This window comes from Bradyrhizobium sp. (genome assembly GCF_004799405.1).
GTDB lineage: Bacteria > Pseudomonadota > Alphaproteobacteria > Rhizobiales > Xanthobacteraceae > Bradyrhizobium.
On the sequence record NZ_SSMW01000086.1, the window covers coordinates 1 to 9,935 of the forward strand.

The following is a 9,935-nucleotide window of genomic DNA, read 5'->3' on the forward strand; positions in this document are numbered from 1 at the left end:
GTCGGGATATCCGATCGCCACCGCCAGCGACGAGTTCTTGGCTATGTTCAGATACTGGCTGGTGAGTGGCGGCAGGATGACGCGCAATGCCTGCGGCACCACGATCAGCCGCAGCGTCGAACCGCGCGACAGCCCGAGCGAAGCGCCGGCTTCCATCTGCCCGACGTGAACCGACTGAATGCCGGCGCGCACGATTTCGGCGATGAACGACGCCGTATAGGTCGACAGCGCCAGCAGCAGCGCCACCAGTTCCGGAATGAGCCGCGACCCCCCGGAGAAATTGAAGCCCTTGAGTTCGGGAATTTCAAATGTGACGGGCACACCGAAGATCAGCGAACTCAAAAGCGGCAAGCCGATCAGAAGGCCTGCCACATAGGGCCAGATCGTGATCAATCTGCCGCTTTCGAACAGTTGCCGGCGCGCATAGCGATGCAACAGCAACGCGGCCACGATCGCAGCCGCGAGGGCGAGCACGAACGGTTCGAGACCGGGGTCGCCGATCGGCTTCGGAACTATCAGACCGCGATTGGAAAGAAAAACGATCCCAAACAGCGAAACGCTTTGCCGCGGATTGGGCAGCGCAGCGAGCACCGCGAGATACCAGAACAGGATCTGGAACAACAGCGGCAGATTGCGCAGCAGCTCGACATAGGCGCCGGAAATGCGCGAGAGCAGCCAGTTCGGCGACAGCCGGCCCAGCGCGACCAAAAATCCGATCACGGTCGCGAAGAAAATGCCAAGGATCGAGACCAGCAGTGTATTGAGCAGGCCTACCAGGAAGACGCGGGTATACGGATCGGAGCCCGAATACGGGATCAGGGTCATACTGACGTCGAAGCCCGCATTGTTCCTGAGGAACCCGAAGCCCGACGCGATCCGCTGCGACTCCAGGTTGGCCCGCGCGTTGGCCACGATCTCGTAGCCGATCCAGACCAGCGCAGCGACGAACAGAATCTGAAAGACGAATCCGTTCCAGCCCGCACGGCCGCCGAGCGTACGCCGCAGTCTGGCGACGAACTGCGCCGGCGGCGGTCGGGGCTCGATGCTCATCGCCGCGGCCCCTTGCCGTGATCAGCGGATCGGAGGCGCGTATTGGATTCCGCCCTTGCTCCAGAGCTGATTGAGCCCGCGGGCAATCCCGAGGTTTGAGCCGGCGCCGACGTTGCGATCGAAGGATTCGCCATAATTGCCGACCGCCTTGATGATCCGCGACACCCAGTCCTTGGTGACGCCGAGCGATTCGCCGAAATTACCGTCGCTGCCGAATACTCTCTTCAACTCCGGCTTGTCCGATTTCGCCATCTCGTCGACGTTCTTCTGGGTAATGCCGAGATCTTCGGCGTCGACCATCGCAAACAGCACCCACTTCACCAGATCGAACCATTGATCGTCGCCGTGACGCACCATCGGACCGAGCGGCTCCTTCGAGATCACCTCGGGAAGCACGGCATGGTCGGCCGGGTTTGAAAGCTTCAAACGATTGGCATAAAGCCCCGACACGTCGGTGGTGAAGACGTCACAGCGCCCGGACTCGTAGGCCTTGACGGCTTCGTCGTTGGAGCTGAACGCTATTACCTCGTACTTCATGTTGTTGCTTTTGAAGTAGTCGGCGAGATTCTGCTCGGTGGTGGTGCCGGTCTGCACGCAAACCGATGCGCTGTTGAGCTCCAGCGCGGAATTCACCTTGAGCGATTTCTTCACCATGAAGCCCTGGCCGTCATAATAGGTCACCCCGGTAAAATTGGCGCCGAGCGAGGTATCGCGCGACAAGGTCCAGGTCGTGTTGCGCGAGAGCACGTCGATCTCGCCGGACTGCAACGCCGTGAAACGATCCTTGGCCGACAGGGGCACGAACTTCACCTTGGTCGGATCGTCGAAGATGGCGGCGGCAAGTGCGCGACAGATATCGACGTCGAGGCCGGTCCAGTTACCCTTGTCGTCGGGTGACGAAAAGCCCGGCAAGCCCTGGCTGACGCCGCACGACAGCGTGCCCCGGTCCTTGACCGTCTTGAGGGTTTGCGCGGTGGCGGCCCCCGTCGAAAGGCCGGCGGCAAGTGCAAGAGTGAAAACCAGCGATACACGTTTCATGGCAAAGCCTTTCAAAGGGTCGTCGTCCGGGAACGTTTGCTTAGCACCGCTCGCGCTGACGGGCCAACCCTCGCGATCGATCCCCTGCAAATGCCGGGCCGACACGCCCTCTGGCGCGCAGTCCGGTCAAGCGATGGATCGAAGGTCGCGGCAGGCCCCTCAACGTGCGGCGATTGAATAACTGCCAAGCATCACAGAACGACTGGCGAGCCGGGTCAAGGGGTTGACGGCCCTGTTCTGTGTCCTGTTATTAAAGAACCGGCCCGAACCCGCCGCCCCGGCGGACCTTCGTAGGGCGTCGCGGCTGCGGCAAAACGGTGTTGGTGGCGGCGCGCGCATGAGTTTTTCAAGGGATGACCACGGATCGACCCCGCTGAAGGCGGAAACCCTGCTGATCACGGCCGGCCGCGACACCGAGGCGCAAAAGGGCTTCGTCAACCCGCCGGTGGTCCACGGCTCGACCGTGCTCTACCCCACCGCGGAAGATTTGCGTGCCCATCGCGGCGAGTTCCAGTATGGCCGCCGCGGAACCCCGACCACCAGGGCGCTGCAGCAAGCGCTGATGGCGCTCGAGGGCTCGCAATGCGCGGGCGTCGGTCTGACCCCGTCGGGGCTGTCGGCCATCAGCACGACGTTGCTGGCGGTGGCGAAAACCGGCGATCATCTGCTGGTCTGCGACAACGTCTACCGTCCGTCCCGCAATTTCTGCAACGGCTTGCTGGCGCGCTATGGCGTCGAGATCACCTACTTCGATCCCATGATCGGTGCCGGCATCGCCGAATTGTTCAAGCCCAACACCAAAGCGGTGCTGGTCGAAGCGCCGGGATCGCAATCGTTCGAAATGCCCGACATTCCCGCCATCGCGGCCGCGGCGCATGCGCGCGGCGCGCTTGTCATCGACGACAACACCTGGGCAACGCCGCTGTTTCACCGTTCGCTGGAACAGGGCGTCGATATCAGCATGCAGGCCGCGACCAAGTATATCGGCGGACATTCCGACATCATGTTCGGCACGATTTCGGCCAACGCCAAGGCATGGCCGCAGGTTGCCGAAGCGATCCAGCTCCTCGGCGTCTGCGCCGGACCGGACGACGTGTTTCTGGCGCTGCGTGGCTTGCGCACGCTCGCGGTACGGCTGGCGCAGCACCATCAATCCGGACTCGAGATGGCGCGATGGCTCGCGGCACGGCCCGAGGTCATCAGGGTGCTGCACCCGGCTCTGGAAAGCGATCCCGGCCACGCCATCTGGAAACGGGATTTTACCGGCGCATCCGGCCTGTTCAGTATCGTCCTCAAGCCGGCGCCACAGCAGGCCGTCGACAGGCTGCTCGACACCGTCAAGCTATTCGGCATGGGCTTTTCATGGGGCGGCTTCGAGAGCCTTGTGATTCCCTTCGATTGCGCAGCCTATCGTTCGGCCACCACATGGGCGCCGGGCGGTCCGACACTGCGGCTCCACATCGGGCTGGAGAACGTCGAGGATCTCAAGGCCGACCTCGAGCGTGGGTTCGCCGCCTTCAACGCTGCGATCTAGCCGCGACGAGACCTTCTAAGGCACCGCCCTTCAGGAACCATCACGCCAATAAAACGGTTGATCCGTCGTCATTTGGCGGTAGCCTGATCGTTCGACTCGAATTCGGAAACGGAAATCGATGGGAAGCCTGGTTCTTCTCGACCTGATGGGCGGCGTGGCGCTGCTGCTGTGGGGCCTGCACATGGTCCACAGCGGAATCCTGCGCGCGTTCGGTCCCGACCTGCGCGTGCTGCTGGCGAAGGCGTTGAGAAATCGCTTCGCCGCCTTTGCCGCAGGCATCGGCCTGACGGCGCTCCTGCAGAGCAGCACCGCGACCGCCCTGATCACGAGTTCATTCACGGCCGAGGGACTGGTCGGCCTGGTCCCCGCGCTTGCCATCATGCTCGGCGCCAATGTCGGCACCACCCTGATCGTCCAGGTCCTGTCCTTCAACATCGCCGCCGCCGCCCCCGTGCTCTTCATTCTCGGCCTAGTCGCGTTCCGCAGCGGCGCGCGCTCGCGCATCAAGGACATCGGCCGGGTCTCGATCGGTCTCGGCCTGATGCTGCTGGCGCTGCACATCCTACTCGACACGCTGGCACCGGCGGAAAATGCACAGGGCATGCGCGTCTTCATGAGCGCCGTCACCGGCGATCCCGTTCTCTGCATTATCATCGGCGCGGTCGTCACCTGGGCGGTGCATTCCAGCGTGGCCAGCGTTCTTCTGGTCATGTCGCTGGCCTACGCGCATTTCATCTCGCCCTATGCGTCGCTGGCGCTGGTGCTGGGCGCCAATATCGGCAGCGCGATCAATCCGGTTTTCGAGGGCGCGCGCCGGGACGATCCCGCAAGTTACCGCCTGCCGCTCGGCAACCTCGTCAACCGGCTGGTCGGCGTGCTGCTGGTCGCGCCATTGCTGCGTCCGATCACCGAAGTATTGCAGGCCTGGCAACCCGACCTCGCCCGGATGACGGCTGAATTTCACATCGCGTTCAACCTGGCGACCGCGATTATCTTCATCGGCCTGCTCGACGGCATGGCGCTATTGCTGGAAAAACTTCTGCCAAATCGCCATCAGGAAGCCGACCCGTCGCAGCCGCGCTATCTCGACGAGAGCGCGCTTGAAACGCCCTCGCTCGCTTTGGCGGATGCCGCGCGCGAGACGCTGCACATGGGCGATCTCGTCGAAGTCATGCTGCGCAAGGTGATGGCCGCCATCATGACCAACGATCGCGCTTTGGTGGATCAGGTGTCGCGGATGGACAACAGCGTCGACAATCTCGACGAGGCGATCAAGCTCTACGTCACCAAGCTGACGCGCGGCAGTCTCGACGAGCGCGAGGGACGGCGGGCGATGGAGATAATTTCCTTCACCATCAATCTCGAGCACATCGGCGATATCATCGACAAGAATCTGAGCGAGCTTGCGACCAAGAAGATCAAGCGCAGGTTCCAGTTCTCGCCCGAGGGCGCCGAGGAATTGTCGGCATTCCACAAGCGAACCATGGATTCCTTGCGGATCGCCTTCGGCGTGTTCATGTCGGGCGATATCGACCAAGCGCGCAAGCTGCTCATGGAGAAAGCCGCGTTGCGCAATACCGAATTGGCGGCGACCGAACGACACCTCGACCGCCTGCGCGAGGGACGGCCCGAGACGCTTGAAACCACCTCGCTGCATCTCGACGTGCTGCGCGACCTGCGGCGCATTCATTCGCATATCTGCTCGGTGGCCTACTCCGTGCTGGATGCGGCGGGCGAACTGGCCCCCGTCGAGAAGAGCGCCGAAACCGATGTCGCGGCGCTGCCGGCGCCGTCAGCGGGCCGCTAGCGGTCTTACCCGGTGCTCTAGGCCACGGCCACGATTACGTGCGCCTGAATTTTTGCGGCAACCTCGCCGCTTCCATGTCTACTCGCAATCCTGGACGCCGCGTAGTCGGTCGCAGCCTCCAGCCCATCGGCGTCCCTGGCTTCGATCTCGCAAATACCCTGTCGATTTCAGGCATTGCTTGTCTCCTGTCGCCGCATTCCAGGTGGGGTTGTTGGCAAGAGTCAGTCGGAACCTACGCCAGCGGATGTAACGCTGAAAGCGATGTGGCAGCGCGGTCGCCGCCTTCAGCGGGTCAACGGTCCAGCGTCCTGGATCCGCTGGCGTGATTCTTCACAATCAACATGATGTTGCGGACATAGATCACGGTGGCCATCGCCTGCCCGAGAATGATCACCGGCTCGCGTTTGACGATGCCGTAGACCAGCGTCATCAGGCCGCCGCCCATCGAGAAAAACCAGAACGCCATCGGCACCACGCTCTGGCCGGCCCGCTCGCTCGAAATCCACTGCACCAGGAAGCGCGCCGTGAACAGCAATTGCGCGACCAGGCCGAAGGCGAGCCAGAAATCGAACTTGGCGACGAAAACGTCGTAAAGGTAATTGCTGAGGTCCTGTCCGTACTGGATCAACATCGCTGCACCTCAATGGCAACCGGTGTCGGCTTCTTGCGGCGGATCAGCCACCACACCCCTGCGAGATCCATGATCCCGATCCACAGCCGGTCGAAAAAGCCGTAATTCGACACGCCGGAATGCCGGGGACGATCGACCACGTCGACATAGGCGATCTCGTAACCCTCGCGGCGCATCAGCGCCGGCAGGAAACGATGCAGCCCGTCGAAATAAGGCATCGACAGGAACACCTCGCGCCGGAACGCCTTCAACCCGCAGCCGGTGTCGCGGGTGCCGTCGCGCAGGATCGCGTTGCGCACGCTGTTGGCAATGCGCGACTGGATCTTCTTGAACCCCGTGTCCTTGCGCCCGACCCGCTGGCCGGCGGCAAGCCCGACCCGGTCGCCGCCGTTCTCGATCGCGGAAATCAGGTCCGGCAGGAACGCCGGGTTGTTTTGGCCGTCGCCATCGAGCGTCGCCACGATGGCGCCGCGCGCGGCGCGGACCCCGCTGCGCACCGCCGCCGACTGACCGGACGATATCGCGTGATCGATCCGGCGCAGATTTCCGCGCTGTTTCATGATCGCCGCAAGTTGTTCGGCGGTCGCATCGGTCGAGCCGTCATTGACGTAGATGATCTCATAGGCGTACCGGCCATCGAGCGCAGCGGCGATCTCGGCGATCAGCGGCGCCACATTCCCCGCTTCATTGCGCACGGGAACAACGACGGAAACGTTCACCGCGGCTGGATCAGAAGGTGGCAAATCAATACTCTTCGTTGGCGTCGGGTTTGCGTTGGCTTGCTGCCGGCAATGCGTCGTCCGATACCCGGCAGTGTCCGCTTCTTATGGGGCGAATGCGTCGCGGGCAACCCTTTTGAGGTGGCCGAATGAGGGTCCGACAAGCGGCACGATCACGCCACCGCGATGAATGGCAAACCCCAGACGGCGGGCGGCAAACCAGTATCGCACAAACATCGCGCCGATCACCCCGATCAACGCTCCCGCGACCACGTCGCTCGGATGATGGGCCAGCAGCACCAGGCGGCTCAAGGCAATCAGGATGGCGTAGACGGTCATCGCGGCCCGCGCCTGCGGCCAGACCGCCGATATGGCAAAAGCCAGCGCGAAGGCTGTGATCGCGTGCGCCGATGGAAAGCTGGCATAGGCCTCGGTTCCCGCGAAGTGCGCGAATTTGAAGGCGTCGGCTTCGCCGCCGACGAAGGGGCGGCCGCGCCCGACGATCCATTTGATGAGTTCGCCGGCGAACAGCGGCACCGCTACCGCCAGCAACAGAAACTGCAGCCGGGTGGCAAAGCCGATCAGCAGCGATCGCGAGGTTCCGCGCACGCGCGGATAAGCAAGCGCAACCGCGAATAACATCGCTGCCAGCAGCCACAGCACGAAGGCCGCCCTGCCGAAATCGGTCAGGATCCGGACCGGCCAAAGGGCTGCGGTGCCGCGCGGCGGCATCAGCCTGATCTCGGGCACGTCCAGCGCGTACATCAGCGCGATGATGACCGCCCCGAGGATCGCCGCCAGCAGCAACACATGGCGCGCCGCTCTTCGCGCCGCCTCGGCGCGCCGCGAATGCGAAGGAGGCCGCGCCAGTCGCGCCACCGACTGCCGCACCAAAGCGAAGAGCTGAGCGAAATAATTCGACGTTTCGCCGACGCCGGCCCGAGCAGGCATCTTACTCCGTGCCTTCGGAGCGGTATATGGCGACGGAAATCGCCCTTCCCTGCGAAATATTGTAGCCCTCGATGCGGTCGGCGATATCGTAGCGCAAACCGATGGCTTCGGCACGCTGGACAAAATAGCGTTCGCTGCGTGCTTCCACCAGCGCAAACCGGCAACTGCCGTGGTTGAGGAAGTCTGCCGCACCCGATCCATCGGTCAGCAGGGTGTCGGTGCCGGTCATGAATACCAGGCTTGGCTCGTGGAAGCCGGCGGCGGCGGCTTTTGGCCCGACGCAAACGACGTTGCGCAGCGCGTGTGCGATCTCGGCGCTTGGGAACAGCGGTGTCAGCGCCGGCATCACCACGCCATAGATCGACGCGGCCATGAAGAACGCTGCGATCACCGCATTCAGCAGCGAGCGCTCGGCGCGATTGTCGTCGTACAGCCACCACGCGAACAGGCCGAAAATCAGCGCCGCGGCGGCGAGCGGCCACACCAGAAATACCGGCTGGCGGGTCAATACGATCGCGCCGACGACGGCTGCAACCGAGGTGACGGCAGGAATGATAAACCACCAGGCCGTGCCTCGCTTCAACCAGGATCGCGACAGCACCCGGCGCTCAAGTGTGCCGATGGTCAGGATTGCGATCGCCGGATAGAGCGGCAGCACGTAATGCGGCAGTTTGGTCAGCACGATCTCGAACACGATCCAGCAAGGGATCAACCATGCCAGCAGGAACTGCGCGCCGGGCTCCCGCCTCGCCCGCCAGACTGCCGGCGCCGCCATCCCGGCCAGCGGCGCTCCTGGCCAGAACGTGAGCCAAAACAGCAGCAGATAGGTTCCGGGTGGCGCGCCGTGCGATTCCTGCGCGGCAAGTTTGGCCAACATGTCGCCGCCGATCGAGTCGGTGAAAAATGCATTACCGGAGCGCCAGAAGATCGCGATGAACCACGGCAGCACCAGAACCAGCATCCACATCAGGCCCCATATCGGGCGCAGACGCCAAAGCCATGCCGCGGACCGGTCGAGGACCGCCAGCGTGGCGATCGTCAGCACCACCACCATCAGGATAAGCGGACCCTTGAGCAGGATGCCCCCCGCAAGCGCGGTCCAGAAGATTGCCGGCCAGCTCCATGGCGGATGCGCGGGATCCTCGCCCCGCTGCCACGACAAATAGACCCGGGCCAGCGCCCCCATCGCTGCGACGACCGTCAGCAACAGCATCGCGTCGGTCTTGGCCAACCGCGCTTCGACGCCAAGCGCCACGCAACTGCACATCATCAGCCCAGCGAACGCCGCCCCGCGTCGCGTCAAGAAAGCAAGCGCAGTCCAGTAAGTCAGCAGGACTGCGCCGATCGCGCCGATCAGGGATGGAACGCGGTACAACCAGATGCGCAGTTCGGCGCGCGGCAAGCCCAGCGCCGAAGCGGTTTCGACGGCCGCGGCCTGCAGCCAGTATATGCCGACCGGCTTTTTGTAGCGCACGTCATCCTGGAACCGGATGTCGACGAAATCGCCGGTTTCGACCATCTGCTTGGTGGCCTGCGCGAACCGCGCCTCGTCGCGATCGATCGGCGGCATGTTGAAAAAGCCGGGCAGGAAAAACACCAGCCCGCACAGCGCCAGGAATACGATCGCGCGCCAGTGACTGGCCGTCGCAAAGTCGAACGCGGCGATCAGCCTGCGGCTGGAATTGGCAGGTTTCGCAGGCTGTTGGCCTGTCCCAAAGCGCCGGGGTTGGACGATTTCAACCATGCTGTTCGCATACGATGAAACCGCACTGCAAACAACACCACTGTTCCATCTATCAAGCGCCCTGCCCGACCTTGCCCGATCGGCCGGGAAGTTTTAAGAGGGACCGCGGGCTCGTCAGGCCGATATCGGTGCCGATCTGAGAAGACCTAAGTCGCAGCCATTTCCGTGAGGCGAGCATGAGTATCACGCTAAGCGAACCGTCGAAGAGCCGAGCGCGGCTAAAGCGAATTTGGAAGCTTTCGCTCCGACGCGTGATCATTCCTTTCTGCGCGTACGGTCCGGTCGTGTATTTCTTTCCCAAGATCGCGTTGCTCTATGCGCTCTGTGGTGCTTACGACGTCAGCCGCAATACCAACCTCAGCCTGTCCACGATACGACGCTATTTCCTCGGCAATGGCGTCCTTCTCTGGATGTTGTCTCCTGTCAATGTTCTGCTGGATCTGCTTTCGCTACCCTATATC

8 protein-coding genes and 2 pseudogenes are annotated in these 9,935 nt (G+C 63.0%); 3 read left to right on the forward strand and 7 right to left on the reverse strand.

The window, feature by feature from the left end; all coding sequences use genetic code 11:
* Both E7813_RS14245 and E7813_RS14250 read right to left on the reverse strand, forming a co-directional pair.
* A partial coding sequence (locus E7813_RS14245; protein WP_291574955.1) for an ABC transporter permease subunit occupies window positions 1-1,050 on the reverse strand: 1,050 nt, incomplete at its 3' end.
* Window positions 1,051-1,071: 21 nt separating this feature from the next.
* Complete coding sequence (locus tag E7813_RS14250; RefSeq protein ID WP_291574957.1) at window positions 1,072-2,088, reverse strand: amino acid ABC transporter substrate-binding protein; 1,017 nt, start codon at window positions 2,086-2,088, stop codon at window positions 1,072-1,074.
* A gap of 337 nt (window positions 2,089-2,425) precedes the next feature.
* On the opposite strand from E7813_RS14250, the gene metC reads away from it, so the two are divergent.
* Together metC and E7813_RS14260 are read left to right on the forward strand one after the other, a co-directional pair.
* Complete coding sequence (gene metC, locus E7813_RS14255) at window positions 2,426-3,622, forward strand: cystathionine beta-lyase (RefSeq protein WP_291574959.1); 1,197 nt, start codon at window positions 2,426-2,428, stop codon at window positions 3,620-3,622.
* A gap of 118 nt (window positions 3,623-3,740) precedes the next feature.
* Window positions 3,741-5,429 (forward strand): Na/Pi cotransporter family protein, encoded by a 1,689-nt coding sequence (locus E7813_RS14260; RefSeq protein ID WP_291574960.1) that lies wholly within the window; start codon window positions 3,741-3,743, stop codon window positions 5,427-5,429.
* A 17-nt stretch (window positions 5,430-5,446) separates the two neighbouring features.
* Here the strand turns inward: E7813_RS14260 and E7813_RS14265 are convergent.
* From E7813_RS14265 to E7813_RS14285, 5 genes and pseudogenes are all read right to left on the reverse strand, one after another.
* Window positions 5,447-5,578, reverse strand: a pseudogene (locus E7813_RS14265) (SAM-dependent methyltransferase); the annotation flags it as partial.
* 143 nt (window positions 5,579-5,721) lie between these two features.
* On the reverse strand, window positions 5,722-6,060 hold the full coding sequence (locus E7813_RS14270) for a lipid-A-disaccharide synthase N-terminal domain-containing protein (RefSeq protein WP_291574962.1): 339 nt from the start codon (window positions 6,058-6,060) through the stop codon (window positions 5,722-5,724).
* A complete protein-coding gene (locus E7813_RS14275; RefSeq protein WP_291574964.1) occupies window positions 6,054-6,779 on the reverse strand; it encodes a glycosyltransferase family 2 protein in 726 nt (241 codons plus the stop codon). The genes E7813_RS14270 and E7813_RS14275 overlap by 7 nt, the downstream gene beginning before the upstream one ends.
* A gap of 105 nt (window positions 6,780-6,884) precedes the next feature.
* Entirely contained in the window at window positions 6,885-7,730 is an 846-nt protein-coding gene (locus E7813_RS14280; protein ID WP_291574966.1) for a phosphatase PAP2 family protein, read from the reverse strand.
* A gap of 1 nt (window position 7,731) precedes the next feature.
* Window positions 7,732-9,474, reverse strand: a complete 1,743-nt coding sequence (locus tag E7813_RS14285) for a glycosyltransferase family 39 protein (RefSeq protein WP_291574969.1) — start codon at window positions 9,472-9,474, stop codon at window positions 7,732-7,734.
* A 176-nt stretch (window positions 9,475-9,650) separates the two neighbouring features.
* Between E7813_RS14285 and E7813_RS14290 the strand changes: the two are divergent.
* Window positions 9,651-9,935, forward strand: a pseudogene (locus E7813_RS14290) (hypothetical protein); the annotation flags it as partial.